We start from the raw sequence: 17978 nt of genomic DNA, 5'->3' as shown, positions 1-17978 counted from the left end.
CATGAGTCGAATACTGGCCATTGATACCGCCACCGAGGCGTGCTCTGCGGCACTGTGGCAAAACGGAGCTCTATTAAGCCGTTACCAAGTGGCTCCTCGGGGTCATACGGACTTAATTTTACCCATGGTCGCTGAGCTACTGGCCGAAGGGGAGTTAAGGTTACAAGATCTTGATGGCTTAGCCTTTGGCCGAGGGCCTGGCTCGTTTACCGGTGTGCGCATTACTTTAGGCGTGGCGCAGGGACTGGCTTTTGGCGCTGATCTCCCTCTACTGGGTGTGTCTAACTTACAGGCGCTGGCGCAAGGTGCGCATCGAGTGTGCGGCGCTGAACAAGCATTAAGTGCCATTGATGCGCGCATGGGCGAAATTTATGTCGGTGGTTTTGAGCTTAAGCAAGGCCTAATGACCGAGCAGTGGGCTGAGCAAGTATTAACGCCTGATCAATTTTTAAGCGATAGTCTTGATAATCATTGGGCTTATGGGGTTGGCTCAGGGTTAGTGACCTACAGCGCACTAGCTACACGTGTGAATACAGTGTGTGCGGCGCATCCGTATCCTGAGGCACAAGATTTGTTGCCGCAAGCGTTGGCTTTATGGCAAGCCGGACTTGGGGTTGATGCCGCAAATGCTCAGCCTGTCTATTTAAGAGACACAGTGACTTGGCAAAAGTTGCCGGGCCGTGAATAGGAGTCAATGTGGTTATATTTTCTCTGAGGCAGCGCCACGAGAACGATAAGCCGTTGTTTTATATGCAGCGACCTTATCATCGTAGTTTACATTATCGTCGAAGACGCCGGCGTAATAATCAACGCCATCTGCGGTTATGGCATCGTCGAAAATAAGACAGAGAAGTCTTTTCTATGTTAAATTTAATGCATGATGTTGTGGATTTGTAACTTATTTTAGAGTAAAAGCTTTAATGTATCGGCCAGTGAATAATCAAGGCATGTGAATCGCCTCCGAGCATGCTAGGCCTTTTTGTCTTATTTCAGGAGATTGATATGGAAAACATCCAATCCGGTCCCACGCCAACTCCTTTTGGTGATAAGCCCTGGCTACAGCGTTATCCAAAAGGTGTGCCCGTTGACATTAATGCTGATGCGTTTGCTTCTTTGCTTGAAATGTTTGAACACGGGGTAAAAGAGTTTTCTGACCAGCCTGCATATTATAACTTTGGTCAGAGCTTGAGTTACCGTGAGTTAGATAGTCTGTCTCGTGATTTTGCCGCCTATCTTCAGCAGTCATTAAAGTTGCAGCCAGGGGATCGCATTGCCTTAATGATGCCAAACTTGCTGCAATATCCGGTGTGTTTATTTGGTGCTTTGCGTGCCGGCTTAGTGGTGGTGAATGTTAACCCTTTATATACGGCACGTGAGCTAAGGCACCAACTCAGCGATGCCAAAGTTGACACTATTGTGATAGTGGAAAACTTTGCGAGCACCTTAACTGAAGTGCTGAAAGATACCCCTCTCAGTAATGTGATTTTAACACGCATGGGGGATCACCTTGGGCTATTAAAAGGCACCGTTCTTAACCTTGTTGTAAAATACGTTAAAAAGCTGGTGCCCGATTATCATTTGCCCAATCATATTCGTTATAAAACGGTATTAAAAAAGGGCCAGGGGCTGCGTTATAACCGACCTAAACTTAACGGCGACGATTTGGCCTTTTTGCAATATACTGGGGGGACTACGGGGCGCTCTAAAGGAGCCATGCTTAGCCATCGCAATATGTTGGCGAATGTTGAGCAAGCATTGGGCGTTTATGGGCCAGTACTGAGCATGGGCAAAGAAAAAGTGGTGACAGCATTACCGCTCTATCATGTGTTTGCGCTAACGGTTAATGGCTTGCTGTTTTTCCGTATTGGCGCGCAAAACTTGCTAGTGACCAACCCCAGAGATATTCCAAGCTTTGTTAAAGAGCTAAAAGGCTATGACTTTAGCTGTATTACTGGGGTGAATACTTTATTTAATGCCCTGATCAATAATGATGACTTTCAACAACATGATTTTAAAAGCTTAAAGCTGACCATAGGCGGGGGTATGTCGGTGCAGCGCGTAGTAGCTGAGCGTTGGCAGTCTATTACCGGCAGCCGGTTATTAGAAGGTTATGGGTTAACCGAGTGTTCACCGCTAGTCACGGTTTGCCCCTATGATATGGACGGGTATAACGGCGCCATTGGCTTGCCGGTGTGTTCAACTGATGTGCGCTTGGTGGATGATAATGACCAAGAAATTACCCTCACTCACACCCCTGGTGAAATGGAAGTGAAAGGCCCGCAAGTCATGAGCGGTTACTGGGAGAATGAACAGACAGAAGGGGACGCGCCTGATAGCCCTTTCCATGAAGGATGGCTACGTACTGGTGACATTGCCACCATAGATGAACAGGGTTTTTTGACTATAGTGGATCGCAAAAAAGACATGATTTTAGTCTCAGGCTTTAATGTGTTTCCGAACGAAGTTGAAGAGGTCGCTATGCAACTTGATGGCATATTAGAAGCGGCGGCTGTGGGGGTTGAGCAAGAAGATGGCGAGTTGGTGAAACTGGTGGTGGTATTAAAGCCAAACAAGACGCTGACTGAAAAAGAGATCAAGGCTCATTGTCGTCAATATCTTACTGCCTATAAGGTTCCTAAAGTGATAGAATTTCGTGATGAATTGCCTAAAACCAATGTTGGTAAAATATTACGCCGAGAGCTAAGAGACTCAGCCTAATTACCTCATCTGTTAACAGCAGCTAAAACCCTGGGCAATGTGCTTGGGGTTTTTATTTTATCGTCTACACTGAGTACCCATGACATATACACTGATCACCGATAATCAACACCTTATTGACGCCTGCGATACCGATGCCACTGTGCTGGCGCTAGATACTGAGTTTATTCGTACCCGCACTTTTTATGCTAAACCCGGTTTATATCAGTTATTTGATGGCCAAAAAACGCTACTCATTGATCCGGTAGCCGTGTCTGACTTATCTCCACTGTGGCGTTTATTGCACGATCCTAATCGGGTGTCTATTTTGCACTCAGGCAGTGAAGATATTGAATTATTGCATCATCAAAGCGGTGCCATACCGGCACAGGTACACGACACGCAATTAGCGGCGGCATTTTTGGGACTCGGCAGCCAATTAGGCTTTGCGCCTTTAGTTGAAAAGCTGCTGGGAGTTAGCCTTGATAAAGCCCACAGCCGTACCGATTGGCTGGCACGCCCCTTGTCGAGTGAGCAGCTCAACTATGCGGCAGATGATGTGATTTATTTGTATCCGGTATACCAAATGCTCATGGAGCAGTTAGCAGAGAAAGGGCTAAGTGAGTGGTTTGAGCAAGAGTGTGCTCGTGTTGCGCATAAGCGAGTACAAGTACTTGACCCCAATCTTGTGTATCTAGATATGAAATATGTGTGGACGCTAGACAGACAAGCGCTGGCTATTTTACAAGCGCTGTGTGCATGGCGGTTAGCGGAAGCTCGCCGACGTGATCTGGCAATTAACTTTGTGGTTAAAGAGGCGCACTTATTGCGTATAGCTGAGCGAGCCCCAAGAAGCTTGGATGACTTGGCTAAATTAGCACTATCGCCCATGGAAATACGCCGCCACGGTGACACTTTGCTAAAGCTAGTAGAACAAGCGCTAGCTAATCCTGAACACTGGCCTCAGCCCGTTAAACGTTTGATTGATTACCCTGATTATAAAGCTGAGCTGGCGCGAATTCGCTCGTTGATTAATGCAAGTGCAGAGCAGGCAGGGATCTCGGGAGATGTGATTGCCTCTAAACGGATAATTCATCAATATTTAAGCTGGAAATGGCGTTTGGGTGAAAGCGACCAAGTCACGCCTATCTTACTGACGGGCTGGCGCAAGTCGTTACTAGGCACACAACTTTAAGAAGCGTTAACAAAGCGCTGTACGTCAAGCGCTGTACGAAAAAATGGGTATTTTCTTTAACGTACAGCGTTAAACATAGCGCGTTCTTTCGGCTTGGTGTTCGGCGCCAGGCGCTGCTCTTAGTTGCTTATTTTTCTTCGCCTTCAGGAAACATAATGTTCAGCTCTAGTACTGACAGGTTGTCACCTTTTTGATCAAGCTGTACTGAAATCTGATCAATATCAATATCCACATATTTACGAATCACCGTTAAAATATCCTGCTGCATTTGCGGCAAGTAATCTGGCGTGTCTCGCTGACTTCGTTCATGTGCAACAATAATTTGTAAGCGCTCTTTGGCAAGCTGAGCACTGTTTTTATTTTTTTTCGAGCGAAAATAGCCCAATAAAGACATAGTGACTTACCCCCCAAATATTCTGCTGAAAAATCCCTTTTTCTCTTCATCAATGAAGCGGAAAGGGCGCTCTTCGCCAAGTAGACGCGCCACGGCATCGCCGTAGGCTAAGCAAGCGTCTGACTCACCATCTAAAATGACCGGTTCGCCAGCGTTAGAGGCTTTCAGTACTGCCTGAGACTCAGGGATCACCCCTAATAGCGGAATAGCCAAAATTTCTTGTACGTCTTGCACCGCCAACATATCGCCACGGGTTACACGCTCGGGTGCGTAGCGAGTGAGCAATAGGTGCTCTTTTACCGGCTCCATATTTTGCTCGGCACGCCAAGACTTAGAAGACAGAATGCCTAAGACGCGGTCTGAATCTCGAACCGACGACACTTCTGGATTGGTGGTAATAATGGCTTCATCTGCAAAATACAAAGCGATAAGCGCGCCGGTTTCAATGCCTGCAGGTGAGTCACAAATAATGTACTCAAAATCCATTGCTGCCAGATCGTTTAAGATCTTTTGCACGCCATCGCGGGTGAGGGCGTCTTTGTCGCGAGTTTGTGAGGCGGGTAAAATATATAAATTATCAATGCGTTTATCACGGATCAGTGCCTGATTTAAATTGGCATCGCCATTAATCACATTCACAAAGTCGTAAACCACACGGCGTTCGCAACCCATAATTAAATCCAGGTTACGCAAGCCAATATCAAAATCAATCACTACTGTTTTATGACCTAGGTTTGCTAGGCCAGTGCTAATAGCGGCGCTAGAGGTTGTTTTACCCACACCACCTTTGCCTGATGTGACGACGATAACTCGTGCCATATTATATTCCTAAAGTCGTAAATGATTAGAGTCGGTCGAGCGTTAATTGCTCGTCCGCCAAAGAAATGGTGACGGGGTGTTCCCAGTGTTCACCTTGTAAACCTGCGCTAAGCTGATAATGACCGGCCACTGAAATCAGCTCGGCCATCAACTGTTGGCAATAAATTCGTGCCGATTCGTTTCCCTTAGCTCCAGCTACTGCTCGCCCGCGTAATGCGCCATAAATGTGAATGCTGTCATCAGCAATCACTTCGGCCCCATTACTCACCGCCCCTAATACCACTAATGAGCCATTAGGGGCATAGACTTGCTGGCCCGATCGTACTTGGCCGCGGTGCACTTTGGTGGTGGGTGAGTTTAGCAGCTCAGGAGGTGGTGCCTTGCTCTCAACCTGTACTTGGGTGACGGCGGCCTTACCTGTGCTGACAATGGCCAGGCCTGCCGCACGTGCGGCAGCACGAGTCTCATCGCATTTTGTTCCCGTAATGCCTACCGGCACTAAGTTGAGATCTCTAAACGCACTGGCTAATGAGATAAAGTCAGGTGTTTGTTGCAATTTTTCAATGTTAATCACTAAGGGTGCGGCTCGAAAAAATTCCGGTGCCACGGCAATTTTCTCAGCTAATAAGCGTTTTACTTCTGTAATATCGTGATCGGCAATATGCACCACAGAGAGAGTAAAACTGCTGCCTTTTAATTCAATACCATGCTCCGCCATAAGCGGCTGTCCCCCCGCGGATATAATCCTTTTTATTATTGGTCGCGCAGATGTTATAGTTTGGCGACCTCACTGGCAATAAAGCCGACGGATTATAGCAATATTCATGTTATCTGTAGTATATAAAAGTCCTAAAATGGACCAAACTTATCTTTTTGTAGAAAGACGCGACGATTTCTCTCGCGTACCTACTGCATTACTGAATACCTTTGGTACGCCAAAGTTGGCGATGATTATCAATCTAGCCACTAAAACGCATCTTGGCCAAGCGGATTTAGCCAAAGTGAAGGAGGCATTAATGACCCAAGGGTATTATTTGCAACTGCCGCCGCCGCCAGAAAACTTGCTAAAGCAATTTCGTGCCGATCAAGTGTAGCTGTTTTTGAGCTGTTCGGGCCAAGTTAACTCAAGAGTGATTGACAGGAGCGACTCATGTATCAGCATTTAGACTTGCAAGGCCAGCCACTACCTTATGCCGTTGGTAAGGTGGTGTGTGTTGGGCGCAGTTATCAAGATCATGCCGCCGAGTTGAATAACCCCATCCCTAGCCAACCTTTGCTGTTTATTAAGCCTGCTAGCAGTTTAGCCGGGTTAGATGAGCCTTTGTTATTACCCCAAGGACTAGGGTCGATACATCATGAGGTTGAAGTGGCGTTATTAATTGGGCGGCGCTTATGTCATGCCGAGCCTGGGCATACCCAAGATGCTATTGTGGGAGTCGGGTTGGCGCTAGATCTTACGCTGCGCGATCTACAAAACGAGCTTAAAGCCAAAGGGCACCCGTGGGAGCGCGCCAAAGCCTTTGATGGCAGTTGCCCCATCAGTCCTTTTGCAGTGCCTGATATGCTGGGTGATTTGCAGAAACTCGATTTTAGTTTGCAGGTTAATGGCATGACTCGCCAATCAGGCAACACCGCCGATATGATGTGGAGCTTTGCACAATTATTAGCCGAAATGAGCCGCAGTTTTACCCTTAACCCCGGTGACATTGTGCTAACGGGCACGCCTAAAGGGGTGGCAGAGCTAAAACCACAAGATACACTCGATATGCAACTAAACGGCCAATACCGATTTAGTGCCCAAGTAGCAGGATGAAATAATGCAAGCCGATTTTTGGTATACCAAGTCGTTAGAACAGATGTCAGATAAAGAATGGGAAGCCTTGTGTGATGGCTGTGGCAAGTGCTGTTTAAATAAGCTGATAGATGAAGATACTGACGAGCTGATACACACCAATGTGGCATGCGAGTTGTTGAACACCCATTCTTGTGCTTGTAGTAATTACGAAAACCGTTTTGCGATTGTGCCTGATTGTTTGAAGATTACTCGCGATAAGTTAGATGATTATTTTTGGCTACCCTCAAGCTGTGCCTATCGGTTGTTGTCTGAAGGTAAGTCATTACCTTCTTGGCATCCTCTGCGCACCGGCTCTAAAAGCGCCATGCATAAAGCTGGGCAATCCGTTCGGGGTAAGGTGGTGCCTGAGTCTAAAGCGGGCGCATGGGAAGATCATATTATTACTTGGTCTAGTTAAGCGTTTTCAGCCGCAATACAAAAAAAAATCGAACCCTAGTGGTTCGATTTTTTTGTTTGAGCTTATTTTTAGCTGAGCGCTTTTTTTAACCTAACCACAATAAACACACCGGCCAATACGGCTAAAACAACAAAAATGCCCAATAACCATTGCGGCATACTTAATCCCATCCAGATCCACGACACATCAGCACAATCGCCACTGGGGTGAAAAAGAGCCGGTAGCCAGTTATCGAGTGCAAACCAAGTGGGAAACTCCGCCACAGTGGAGCACTGCGTAAAGGGGGAGGGGTTAAACTGGTAATTAATATGCTCTTTGGCAAGTAATGTGCCCTTTATTGCGCTAGCAAACCAGCTAAGTAAAGCCAGACTCGTTATTAGCGTGCTCTTAGGAGCTAACCAACCTAAGATGCCTGCCAGTATAACGCCGGCTAAGGCGGCTCTTTGATAGACACACATTACACAGGGTGCCATGCCTTGGGCATATTGAAAGTAAAGGGCTACAGCAAACAATACAGTACAGCCTAAGGTAAGCAGTGCCCAAGCAAAGCGAGTACAAGAAAAGCCATATAACATAAGAGAGATCCTATGAGGGTGAAGCACGGGCGCGGTAGGGGCGCTTGTAGAAAACTGGTCTGCTCTGTTACTATCACTCTTTGATTTCATTTTGGGTTTTATATGAAAAGCCTTTGATGTTTCTTCACATTAAGTCCATTAATAAATAGAGTGGTTTCATGGTCATTAAGGCACAAAGTCCCGCCAGTTTTGCGGAACAATATATCATAGAATCCATTTGGAACGGTCACTTTTCCCCCGGCACTATTTTGCCCGCCGAGCGTGAGTTATCGGAGTTAATTGGTGTTACTCGCACTACGCTGCGCGAAGTGCTGCAGCGATTATCTCGCGATGGTTGGCTGACCATTCAACATGGTAAACCCACCAAGGTGAATAACTTTTGGCAAACCTCCAGCTTAAATATTTTAGAAACACTCGCGCGGCTCGATGCGGATAAAATGCCTGAGTTAATTGATCACTTATTGTCGGCTCGCACTCACATTAGCAGTATTTTTATTCGAGCTGCTATTAAAAATGATCCTGATAAATTGGTTAATGCTATTACCGAGTTAGAGCGGTTACCCGATGATGCTGACGCTTTTGCCACTTTTGATTATGAATTGCATCAGCAGCTGGCCTTTGCCTCGGGTAATCCCATTTATGGCTTAATTTTAAATGGCTTTAAAGGGTTATATTGTCGTGTAGGCAGTTATTACTTCTCGCAACCCAGTACCCGTCAATTGGCCACCGAGTATTATCGAGATTTAGCGGCGCTTGCTGAACAGGGAGAACTTAACCTGGTTGCCGAGCGTGTACGCGACTACGGTAAGGCGTCCGGTCTGTTGTGGTTGGACATGCGTGAGCACTTGCCCGAAGATTTAGTTCAGCCTTAGCCCCTTCTCTTTTACATATTATTCAGCTGAGGGCAGCGGCCAATAATGTTGGCGCTGCCCTCAGTGTTTTCTTGCTCTAAAATGACATTAAACCCCCAGAGTTGATGAATATGTTTCAGCATCTCTGAGTGTGAGTCTGCCAATGGAATACGGTTGTGCGGCACATAACGTAAGGTTAATGAGCGGTCGCCTTTAATTTCTACGTTATGCACTTGAATGTTAGGTTCTATATTCGCCAAGTTATACTGATCAGACAGGGTTTGGCGCAGGGCTTTATAGCCTTGCTCATCGTGAATAGCCGATATTTCAAGGTAGTTATGGGTATCGTCATCTGATACGGCAAACAAATGCAGATCGCGCATGACCTTAGGTGATAAAAACTGACTGATAAAACTCTCATCTTTAAAGTTTTCCATGGCAAAGTGCAGGGTTTTCACCCAATCAGAGCCTGCTATATCGGGAAACCAGGCTTTATCTTCAGCTGTCGGTTGCTCACAAATACGGCGCAAGTCAACAAACATAGCAAACCCGAGCGCATAAGGGTTAATGCCGGAATAGTGGGGGCTGTTATAAGGGGGTTGATAGATGACATTGGTGTGATTATGCAATATTTCCATCATAAAACTATCAGTGACTAAGCCCTCGTCATACAGATGTTGAGTAATGGTGTAATGCCAAAAAGTGGCCCAGCCTTCATTCATAACTTGAGTTTGCTTTTGTGGGTAAAAATATTGGCTGATTTTACGGACAATACGCACTATCTCACGCTGCCATGGCTCGAGTAAGGGCGCGTTTTTTTCAATAAAATACAATAAGTTTTCTTCAGGCTCAGCGGGATAGCGCGGTTTTTTTGCTGTCTGCTCCTCGGCGTTTCGTGGCAAGGTCTTCCATAGTTCGTTTACTTGAGTTTGCAGATAAGCTTCTCGGGCTTTTTGCCGACGCTTTTCTTCGGCTAACGATAACTGCTGGGGACGTTTATAGCGATCTACCCCATAATTCATTAGCGCATGGCAACTGTCGAGTATTGCCTCTACCTTGGGTACCCCGTACTTCTCTTCACATTCATTAATGTAGTGCTTGGCAAACAGTAAGTAGTCAATAATTGACTCAGCATCGGTCCAGGTTTTAAATAAGTAATTATTTTTAAAAAATGAATTATGCCCATAACTGGCATGAGCGATAACCAGCGCCTGCATGGGCAGGGTATTTTCTTCCATTAAGTAAGCAATACAGGGGTTAGAGTTAATCACAATTTCATAAGCTAGCCCCATTTGTCCGCGCTTATAGGTTTGTTCGGTTTGAATAAATTTTTTCCCGTAAGACCAATGGTGATAGCCAACGGGCATCCCTATGCTGGAGTAAGCATCCATCATTTGCTCACCCATAATAATCTCTATCTGATTAGGGTAAGTACTGAGCCCATAATGCTGAGCAATACGGGCAATTTCACAGTGGTAGGCTTCAAGTAGCTCAAAGCTCCAATCTGGGCCATCACTAAGCGGCCGAGTTTGAGTATTAAGATTCGTCATAGTCACCTCACGCCGCCTGCTTTTTAAAGAGTGTTCTAAAGACCGGATAAATGTCTGCTGGTGAGCGAATATGCTCCATGGCAAAGTTGGGAAACTGGCGCGCAATGGCCTGATATTCTTGCCATAAGGTTTGATGTGCGCGGGTGGTTATTTCAATGTAGGCGTAATAGCGCACCAAGGACATAATGTCGTCTTCCATTAGCTTTTTGCACAAAGGGGAGTCATCGGCCCAGTTATCGCCATCAGAGGCCTGTGCGGCATAAATATTCCACTGCTCGGAAGGGTAACGTTCATCAATCACTTTTTTCATCAGTGTTAAGGCGCTAGACACTATGGTGCCGCCGGTTTCTTGGGAATAAAAAAATTCTTGTTCATCGACCTCTTTTGCTTGGGTGTGATGGCGAATATAGACCACCTCCACATTTTTATAAGTGCGAGTTAAAAACAGGTACAGCAATAAATAAAAACGCTTGGCCATATCTTTAGTGGCCTGATCCATTGAGCCTGACACGTCCATTAGGCAAAACATCACCGCTTGGGTTGACGGAATAGGGCGTTGCACAAAATTGTTAAAGCGCAAATCAAAGGTATCAATAAAGGGCACCGCAGCAATGCGGCGTTTTAGCTCGGCTATATGCTGCTCTATGACTTGTATACGCTCATAATGTTGTGTGGGGTGGCGACTCAGCTCTAGCAGCTCGCGCTCAAGTTCGGCTAGGGTTTTCTTTTTTCCCACTTGTAACGCCATGCGTCTGGCTAATGACTGGCGTAGTGAACGCACAATGTTAATATTACCCGGCACGCCGTCTGTGGAGTAACCGGCACGAAAGGTTTTCATTTCGCTGATCTTATTCAGTTTGTTTTTTTCAAGGTTAGGCAGCGCTAAATCATCAAATAATAAGTCTAAATACTCCTCTTTTGAGATATCAAACACAAACTCGTCTTGTCCTTCCCCTTGATCGCTCGCCTCACCTTGACCACTGCCCCCTGCGCCTCCTTGAGGCCTTTCTATTTTATCTCCAGTAACAAATTGATCGTTACCGGGGTGCACTTGTTCCCTAATACCGCCTTTTCCTTGATGAAACGTGGGCTCAGAAATATCACGGGCAGGAATAGCGACACTCTCCCCCTTGTCTATGTCTTGAATACTGCGCTTAAGTACCGCATCTGATACCGCTTTTTTGAGTTGTTCTTGGTAGCGGCGGATAAAGCGCTGCCGATTCACAGCGCTTTTATTGCGGCCATTTAGTCGTCTATCGATAAAATGCGCCATAATGTCCCCATCCTTGGTTAATTAACTGGACTTGCGCACTCGCAAATACCATTCAGATAACAAGCGTACCTGCTTGCGGGTATAGCCTTTTTCCATCATGCGCTCAACAAAGTCATCGTGCTTTTTCTGCTCATCGGCACTGGTTTTGGCGTTAAAGGAAATCACTGGTAGTAGCTCTTCGGTATTAGAGAACATTTTCTTCTCTATGACGGTTCTTAGCTTTTCATAACTGGTCCAGTTAGGGTTTTTACCGGCGTTGTTGGCCCGTGCTCTAAGTACGAAGTTGACGATTTCGTTACGGAAGTCTTTAGGGTTACTGATCCCTGCCGGCTTCTCTATTTTTTCTAGCTCCGCATTCAGGGCTGCGCGATCAAACAGCTGACCGGTATCTGGGTCACGATACTCTTGGTCTTGAATCCAAAAATCAGCGTACACCACGTAGCGGTCAAAAATGTTTTGCCCGTATTCAGAGTAGGACTCTAAATAGGCGGTTTGAATTTCTTTGCCAATAAATTCAACATACTTAGGGATCAGGTACCCTTTAATAAACTCAAGGTAGCGGTCTTGCACCTCTTGGGGAAATTGCTCCCGTTCTATTTGCTGCTCTAACACATAGAAAAGGTGTACCGGGTTGGCGGCCACCTCGGCATGGTCAAAGTTAAATACCCGCGATAATATTTTAAAGGCAAAGCGGGTAGATAAGCCCTTCATGCCTTCATCCACGCCGGCATAATCACGATACTCTTGATATGACTTGGCTTTGGGATCCGTGTCTTTTAGGCTTTCACCGTCGTAGACGCGCATTTTTGAATAGAGGTTGGAATTCTCAGTGTCTTTTATGCGTGATAGCACACTAAACTGAGCCAGGGTTTCTAGGGTGCCTGGGGCGCACTTGGCATGAGCAAGCTCACTGTTGTGGAGCAGCTTTTGGTAAATTTCAATTTCTTCGCTGATCCGCAAGCAGTAAGGGACTTTAACGATATAAACTCGGTCTAAAAAGGCCTCGTTGTTACGGTTGTTTCTAAAGTGCTGCCATTCTGACTCATTAGAGTGCGCCAAAATAATGCCCTCAAAGGGCAGGGCAGACAGCCCCTCGGTACTGTTGTAGTTACCTTCTTGTGTGGCAGTTAATAACGGATGTAACACCTTAATGGGCGCCTTAAACATCTCAACAAATTCCATTAACCCCTGATTGGCCTTACACAAAGCACCGGAATACGAATAGGCATCGGCATCATCTTGGGAGAAGTGCTCAAGTTGTCGAATGTCGACCTTACCCACTAAAGATGAAATATCTTGGTTGTTATCATCACCAGGCTCGGTTTTAGCAATGGCAATTTGGTCTAGAATCGAGGGGTAGACCTTCTCTACTTTAAAGCGGCTAATATCGCCACCGTATTCGTGGAGCCGCTTCACGGCCCAAGGCGACATAATGGCACGTAAATACCGCTTAGGAATGCCATATTCTTGCTCTAATACAGCACCGTCTTCTGTGGCATCAAATAAACAAAATGGGTGGTCGTTAACCGGTGAGCCTTTAATGCGGTAAATGGGCATTTTTTGCATTAAAGCTTTAATGCATTCGGCTAATGATGACTTACCACCGCCGACAGGGCCTAATAAATATAAGATCTGCTTTTTTTCTTCTAATCCCTGAGCGGCATGTTTTAGGTAAGACACAATTTGTTCAATGCTGTCCTCCATACCATAAAACTCAGTAAAGGCCGGATAGCGGGCAATCACGCGGTTAGAAAACAGTCGGCTTAATCTGGGGTCTTGTGCCGTGTCTATCATTTCTGGTTGGCCAATGGCCATCAGTAAGCGTTCTGCCGCCGAGGCATAGCAAGCTTTGTCTTCTCGGCACATATCTAAGAATGCTTGCAAGCTATACTCTTCTTCCTGTGCTTTTTCGTAACGCGTTTGAAAATGCTCAAAAATACCCATAGTGTTCTCTCCCTAGCGTTAAGTAGGGCAACCTTAGGTCTTGGTTACCGATACTTTGCGCATATGTCGTTCTTCCCTGATGCAAGATTAGACACAGTTTTGCTATTACGCTTGCCTAACTGTCAGAAATATCAAAGTTTTTGAGAAATAATGTATCGGCACTGATTTTTTAAACTGGTGACTCGTATGGTATAAGCGCTAGAATATGTTGACCAGCAGCAGCCCCAAAGGGGCCTACACGCTTATTTGGCGTTGTTTTGTTTCCGTTGACGTTAAGGTTGGTGTGGTTGGGTTTTTATTTAAATCGTTTTACTCGCTTTTTTAACGTTGACTTCACATTTCGCTCCAGTTAAATTGAAAACACATTGCAGGTTAGTCAGTTAATCGGCTTAAAGGGTTAGTTGACTACTATGATGTGTAGCTCTGTTTAAGCACGTTTCCGTTTATTTTGCCCTCGCTTGCGAGGGTTTTTTTATCCCTGCATACCCAACACATAAATCCTTACGTTAACGTAATTGACAATGTAAGTTCGTCTTGCTTACGCCTTGCTGTAAAGGAAATTAAAATGTCTCAGTTAAGCCAACATGCGGTGGTGACTCAAGAAGGCGATTTTGTAGTACAGCTAACCTCTCCTATACAGGCTCATTTTCGCTATCGTTCTTGGGCGGCGGGATTTGGTTGTGAACGCTGGGAAGCGGGGCACTGGTGCCCTGAAGAATTAGATTTTGCGTTGCCTTTGCTCGCCGCGGCCGCCACATTACCTGCAGATGATCCTATTGTGCAGTTTGTTGCAGGTATTCCGGCCGTTATTCGTGAGCGCGTTGCCCCCTACACCTATAAACAAACACTTTTGCTACGTTGGCTGGCGCGCAGTCAGCCAGCGCTAGAGTTATTTACCCACTCTGCGCAATTATGTTGGCTCTTGGTGTGCTTTTCTGATGAGCAACAATGGTCTGAAGAAACAACCGCCGCATTATTAACCCGTTCTCGGGTTGAGATCTTACAGGTGATTGCGGGGGTGGGCCATAAAGCGCTGGTAAAAGCATTGGGGCGCGTGCAGCTTGATAAAGGCGACTATCAAGAGCTGCTAGTGTTGCGTGATTTTTTAGGACAGCCGTCTTGGCTTGAAAGAGTAAAGCATCAATCCTCTATTAATATTTATGCCTTGTGTGCTTATCGTAAATTTCCTTTGTTGCTGAATAGCGCTTGGATCCATCAATATGATTATAGCGATGTGACATCCTCTACCCAGTTGCATATGGCGCTGTGTGAAGCTTATCGCTATTGGCAAGATGCACTGAATATGGCCGCTTTGCTCGAGATGGCAGATGGACACATAGCGTTAGCGCGCTGCGCAAGCTTTGATGATATTAAAGCCTTGCATGATAGGTGGGTTGATAGACTTAACCAAAGTAGCCATTTAATTCGCCAAGGTAGTACCTTGTTTCCAGCGCCGCCTTTAGCAGGTAATGAGCATATTTTTCCGATTACCAGTGCTGAAGACTTGTTTGAAGAGGGGCGCTTAATGCATCACTGCGTGGGCAGCTATGTGCGGAGTGTACAAGCAGGGGAGTGCTATATTTATCGTGTTTTATCCCCTGAGCGTGCCACCATAGAAGTACGTTGGCTTAATGGTAAGCCTGACATAGCGCAAGTGTCTTTGGCATATAATGATAGACCCAGTGAGCAAACTCGGTTAGCCATTCGCAATTGGTTAATACAGGTGACGGACATGGATGGTGCGCCAGCCTCAGGATTATTACTGAATTCCGCTTAGTTATGCCAACATACATTGTGGTTAATACACTGATCATCACGCAACAGTAAGAATCATCATGGAAATTGAAGAACGTATAGCAGAAAAAATTATTGCGCGAACCAAAGGCTTGATCCCCTACGATATTAATGTGATGAACAAGCAAGGCATAGTGGTGGCGTCTACCGATGCCACTCGCATGGGGCTGGCGCATTCTGGTGGCAGCTGGGTGATTGAGCACCAAGCAACCATGATTGTAGAGCATGCAGATACCCGCTATTTGGCTGGCGCTAAGCCAGGAGTTAACCTGCCCATTGCTTATCAAGGCCATTGTATTGGCGTGGTTGGCATCACCGGCGATCCTGAGCAGGTGTGTGAGTTAGGTGCCTTATTAAAAATGACCGCCGAGCTGTTGGTTGAGCAAAGCCGCGAAAAAGACGCGGCGCTCTTACTCAGCATCGAAAAAGAAAATTGCCTTAAACAAGTCGTGACCGGTCAACTAAATAGCACCCAAGCTCAGGCGGCATTAAAAAAAGTGCATTTAAGCCGTCGTTTTCCTGCACGTTGCGTTATTTTTCAGCCCAAAAACACCCTACTCGACTATCAACAAAAGCTTGCTCTTACTCCTGTGTTAGCCTTGGCTGTTAAGGGATGGTTTTTCTTTAGCCAAGAGTCAGGCTTAACTGTGGTGCTGGACGCAAAAGATGATAAAGAGACGAACCTTGGTGAGATTGCGGCTGTGTTGCCTCCTCCGCTAACGATAGGGGTAGGGGCAAGTGTTAATTCAATAGAGGAACTTGCCCTGTCTTATGCCAGTGCCACAGCAGCCATAACATTTGGGCAAGCAAAAGCCACTGATTTTAACGCCGCTGTCTATTGCTACGAATCCCATAAAGAAAAAATTATTATTTCATCTCAGGTGAGCGGTTGGCGTAAAGATGAGCTGACTAAAGAATACCGTGCCTTGGTTAATCAAGACCCCCATGGCATCTTACGACTGACCTTGCGCACCTTAATCTCATCGTCAGTAGACATGAGCACCTGTGCTCATCGCCTCAATATTCATCGTAATACCTTGCGTAACCGCTTAGATAAAATAGAGCAGATAACGGGGGTCGATTATAAAAAGCTAGACCAGCTGTTTAGGCTCTATCTGGGGAATATTATGCTCGATGAGTAACCATCTCTCGTGCTGCTAGGGCAATACCGTAACCAGTTAATAACGCCGAGACTGCTGATTGCACAGAAAATTTGGCTTTATATTGTGCAAATGCACATGGCATTTTGTATGCAAAGCATCGATACTATCACTCACTTTGCAGAAACCATTGAAGGTACTCAACATGAAGAAAATTGTTATTGCTCCCGATTCATTTAAAGAAAGCTTAACGGCACTGGAAGTGGCCGAAGCGGTTAAGCAGGGTTTTTCTGCAGTTTATCCTGATGCTGAGTACTGCTTAGTACCCATGGCTGATGGTGGTGAGGGTACAGTGGAAGCCTTGGTGGCAGTCACAGACGGTAAAACTGTACACACTCAAGTAACGGGCCCTGCGGGCACTCAGGTTGAGGCGCATTATGGACTGCTCGGTGATGGCAAAACCGCCATTATTGAAATGGCTTCTGCCTCTGGTTTACACCACGTTGCTCAAGAAGAGCGCGATCCCTGCACGGCCACCTCACGGGGCACAGGTGAGCTAATTCGCCACGCATTAGATGCCGGTGTGCGTCATATTATTGTTGGCTTAGGCGGCAGTGCCACCAATGACGCCGGCATGGGCATGTTAGCCTCCCTGGGTGTGAAGTTGACTGACGCACAAGGCAATCTGGTTGCCGATGGCGGCGCGGCGCTTATTGATGTAAAACACATTGATGCCAGTGAACTACACCCCGCAATGGCCGAGTGTACCTTTGAAGTTGCCTGTGATGTAGACAATCCATTATTGGGTGAAAGAGGGGCAACCGCTATTTTTGGCCCACAAAAAGGGGCTGATAAACAGGCGCTTGCCACTCTTGAGCAGTCGTTAACGCACCTTGCTGATGTCTTAGTAGACAATGGCTTTAGTGATCAGCGTGAGCAACAGGGCGCCGGCGCTGCCGGTGGCATGGGCTTTGGCATGATGACCTTTATGAAAGCGACCTTTAAGCCAGGTATCGAGATTGTAGTTGAAGCCACTAATCTAAAAGAAGTGGTGAAAGGGGCTGATTTAGTGATCACTGGCGAAGGTCGTCTTGATAGCCAAACTATTTTCGGTAAAACGCCCATTGGCGTAGCTAAAACAGCCAAGCTGTACGACATTCCTGTGATTGGTATTGCTGGTAGTCTAAGCGACGATGTGGGTGTGGTGACTGAGCACGGTATTGATGCCGTCTTCTCTATTATGCCAAGTGTGATGACGCTTAAAGAAGCTTTTGCCGGTGCCGAGAAAAATGTCATTTTTACCGCGAAAAACATCGCGACCGTATTAGCAATGCAAGCTAAGTAATACCAATCTAAGTAAAAATGTGATCTGATTTAAAGCTGGACCGAGAGGAAACAGAGTCGCCTTCCACGACACGCCACTGGGCTAGCCATCTTTGCTGGGTAACAACTGCGAATATTCACTGGATATTCGTTTTATTACCCAACAAAGATACACGCCAGCAAGCTGGCCCATACGGGCTCGGGAAATGCC

Annotated in this window: 17 protein-coding genes; 10 read left to right on the top strand and 7 right to left on the bottom strand. The window is 46.2% G+C overall.

Annotated elements, in window-relative coordinates; all coding sequences use genetic code 11:
- The first annotated feature begins 1 nt into the window (after position 1).
- From tsaB to rnd, 3 genes are all read left to right on the top strand, one after another.
- Complete coding sequence (gene tsaB, locus ACTHY5_RS03000) at positions 2 to 688, top strand: tRNA (adenosine(37)-N6)-threonylcarbamoyltransferase complex dimerization subunit type 1 TsaB (RefSeq protein WP_441876162.1); 687 nt, start codon at positions 2 to 4, stop codon at positions 686 to 688.
- Positions 689 to 1002: 314 nt separating this feature from the next.
- A complete protein-coding gene (gene fadD / locus ACTHY5_RS02995; RefSeq protein WP_441876159.1) occupies positions 1003 to 2718 on the top strand; it encodes a long-chain-fatty-acid--CoA ligase FadD in 1716 nt (571 codons plus the stop codon).
- A gap of 79 nt (positions 2719 to 2797) precedes the next feature.
- Positions 2798 to 3892, top strand: coding sequence for a ribonuclease D (rnd, locus tag ACTHY5_RS02990; RefSeq protein WP_441876156.1), 1095 nt, complete (start codon positions 2798 to 2800; stop codon positions 3890 to 3892).
- A gap of 127 nt (positions 3893 to 4019) precedes the next feature.
- Here the strand turns inward: rnd and minE are convergent, their stop codons facing one another.
- Genes minE through minC form a run of 3 tightly spaced genes read right to left on the bottom strand, consistent with a single transcriptional unit; the run spans position 4020 to position 5823 of the window.
- The gene (gene minE, locus ACTHY5_RS02985) at positions 4020 to 4286 is read right to left on the bottom strand and encodes a cell division topological specificity factor MinE (protein WP_208005298.1); all 267 of its coding nucleotides are present in this window, start codon (positions 4284 to 4286) and stop codon (positions 4020 to 4022) included.
- A gap of 6 nt (positions 4287 to 4292) precedes the next feature.
- Complete coding sequence (minD, locus tag ACTHY5_RS02980) at positions 4293 to 5105, bottom strand: septum site-determining protein MinD (RefSeq protein ID WP_441876153.1); 813 nt, start codon at positions 5103 to 5105, stop codon at positions 4293 to 4295.
- Between the two features lie 25 nt (positions 5106 to 5130).
- Entirely contained in the window at positions 5131 to 5823 is a 693-nt protein-coding gene (gene minC / locus ACTHY5_RS02975; RefSeq protein ID WP_441876150.1) for a septum site-determining protein MinC, read from the bottom strand.
- Between the two features lie 106 nt (positions 5824 to 5929).
- On the opposite strand from minC, the gene ACTHY5_RS02970 reads away from it, so the two are divergent.
- Genes ACTHY5_RS02970 through ACTHY5_RS02960 form a run of 3 tightly spaced genes read left to right on the top strand, consistent with a single transcriptional unit; the run spans position 5930 to position 7357 of the window.
- Positions 5930 to 6199, top strand: coding sequence for a YcgL domain-containing protein (locus ACTHY5_RS02970; protein WP_441876147.1), 270 nt, complete (start codon positions 5930 to 5932; stop codon positions 6197 to 6199).
- A gap of 56 nt (positions 6200 to 6255) precedes the next feature.
- Positions 6256 to 6918, top strand: a complete 663-nt coding sequence (locus tag ACTHY5_RS02965) for a fumarylacetoacetate hydrolase family protein (protein ID WP_441876144.1) — start codon at positions 6256 to 6258, stop codon at positions 6916 to 6918.
- Between the two features lie 4 nt (positions 6919 to 6922).
- On the top strand, positions 6923 to 7357 hold the full coding sequence (locus ACTHY5_RS02960) for a YcgN family cysteine cluster protein (RefSeq protein ID WP_441876142.1): 435 nt from the start codon (positions 6923 to 6925) through the stop codon (positions 7355 to 7357).
- Between the two features lie 68 nt (positions 7358 to 7425).
- On the opposite strand, the gene dsbB is transcribed toward ACTHY5_RS02960, so the two are convergent.
- Positions 7426 to 7932 carry a disulfide bond formation protein DsbB gene (dsbB, locus tag ACTHY5_RS02955; protein WP_441876139.1) on the bottom strand — a complete coding sequence of 169 codons (507 nt, stop codon included), beginning with the start codon at positions 7930 to 7932 and terminating at the stop codon, positions 7426 to 7428.
- Positions 7933 to 8090: 158 nt separating this feature from the next.
- On the opposite strand from dsbB, the gene fadR reads away from it, so the two are divergent.
- A complete protein-coding gene (gene fadR, locus ACTHY5_RS02950) occupies positions 8091 to 8804 on the top strand; it encodes a fatty acid metabolism transcriptional regulator FadR (protein ID WP_441876136.1) in 714 nt (237 codons plus the stop codon).
- Positions 8805 to 8815: 11 nt separating this feature from the next.
- Here fadR and ACTHY5_RS02945 read toward each other — a convergent pair whose 3' ends face one another.
- From ACTHY5_RS02945 to ACTHY5_RS02935, 3 genes are read right to left on the bottom strand one after another with little or no spacing between them, the layout of a single operon-like run.
- Positions 8816 to 10333 (bottom strand): SpoVR family protein, encoded by a 1518-nt coding sequence (locus ACTHY5_RS02945; RefSeq protein WP_441876134.1) that lies wholly within the window; start codon positions 10331 to 10333, stop codon positions 8816 to 8818.
- Between the two features lie 7 nt (positions 10334 to 10340).
- Positions 10341 to 11606 (bottom strand): YeaH/YhbH family protein, encoded by a 1266-nt coding sequence (locus ACTHY5_RS02940; RefSeq protein ID WP_441876131.1) that lies wholly within the window; start codon positions 11604 to 11606, stop codon positions 10341 to 10343.
- Between the two features lie 21 nt (positions 11607 to 11627).
- Positions 11628 to 13550, bottom strand: coding sequence for a PrkA family serine protein kinase (locus ACTHY5_RS02935; RefSeq protein ID WP_441876128.1), 1923 nt, complete (start codon positions 13548 to 13550; stop codon positions 11628 to 11630).
- Between the two features lie 565 nt (positions 13551 to 14115).
- On the opposite strand from ACTHY5_RS02935, the gene ACTHY5_RS02930 reads away from it, so the two are divergent.
- The 3 genes from ACTHY5_RS02930 to ACTHY5_RS02920 all read left to right on the top strand — a co-directional run bounded on the left by ACTHY5_RS02930 (position 14116) and on the right by ACTHY5_RS02920 (position 17789).
- Entirely contained in the window at positions 14116 to 15327 is a 1212-nt protein-coding gene (locus tag ACTHY5_RS02930) for a PcfJ domain-containing protein (protein WP_441876125.1), read from the top strand.
- 58 nt (positions 15328 to 15385) lie between these two features.
- Entirely contained in the window at positions 15386 to 16486 is a 1101-nt protein-coding gene (locus tag ACTHY5_RS02925) for a CdaR family transcriptional regulator (protein ID WP_441876122.1), read from the top strand.
- 163 nt (positions 16487 to 16649) lie between these two features.
- Positions 16650 to 17789 carry a glycerate kinase gene (locus ACTHY5_RS02920; protein WP_441876119.1) on the top strand — a complete coding sequence of 380 codons (1140 nt, stop codon included), beginning with the start codon at positions 16650 to 16652 and terminating at the stop codon, positions 17787 to 17789.
- Positions 17790 to 17978 lie beyond the last annotated feature (189 nt).

It is taken from the genome of Oceanisphaera sp., from assembly GCF_052084945.1.
Taxonomy (GTDB): domain Bacteria; phylum Pseudomonadota; class Gammaproteobacteria; order Enterobacterales; family Aeromonadaceae; genus Oceanimonas.
Note: the sequence above shows the minus strand (reverse complement) of the source record. Positions and strands in the feature narration are given on the sequence as shown.